This is a genomic window from Arthrobacter sp. TB 26 (genome assembly GCF_000427315.1).
In the GTDB taxonomy this organism is placed as follows: Bacteria; Actinomycetota; Actinomycetes; order Actinomycetales; family Micrococcaceae; genus Arthrobacter.
Map to the genome: position 1 here is coordinate 1 of NZ_AUPJ01000414.1, position 662 is coordinate 662.

The window sequence follows — 662 nt, forward strand, 5'->3', positions numbered from 1 at the left end:
ATGCCGGCCCTCGCCACAACGGACCACGGCTACCTGTTCGGCGCCTTCGATTTCTGGAAGCGGGCCACGGACCAAGGCATCAAGCCGATCATCGGCGTCGAAGCCTATGTGACCCCCGGAACCGCGCGCACGGACAAGACCCGCGTCCGCTGGGGCGAGGAGAACCAGCGCAAGGACGACATCTCCGGCGGTGGCGCCTACACCCACATGACGCTGCTCAGCTACAACAACGTGGGCATGCGGAACCTGTTCCGGGCCTCCTCGATCGCCTCCCTGGATTCGGTCTTCGGCAAATGGCCCCGGCTGGACCGCGAACTGCTTAACACCTATGCGGAAGGCCTGATTGCGACCACCGGGTGCCCGTCCGGCGAGGTCCAGACCAGGCTCCGGCTCGGCCAGTACCGGGAAGCCGTCGAGGCGGCCGCCGAGTTCCGCGACATCTTCGGCGCCGAGAACTACTTCTGCGAACTCATGGACCACGGTCTGGACATCGAGCGGCGCGTCACGGGGGACCTCCTGCGCCTGGCCAAGGAACTGAACCTTCCGCTGGTGGCCACCAATGACCTCCATTACACGCACGAGCACGATGCAAAGGCGCACGAGGCCCTGTTGGCCATCCAGTCGGGGTCCACCCTCCTGGAGCCGACGTACGACAACGGCGG

At 65.9% G+C, this 662-nt stretch carries 1 pseudogene (running past one end of the window); it reads left to right on the forward strand.

Annotated elements, in window-relative coordinates:
* Positions 1-662, forward strand: a pseudogene (gene dnaE, locus K789_RS23310) (DNA polymerase III subunit alpha) (its annotated part continues 2789 nt past the right edge of the window); the annotation flags it as partial.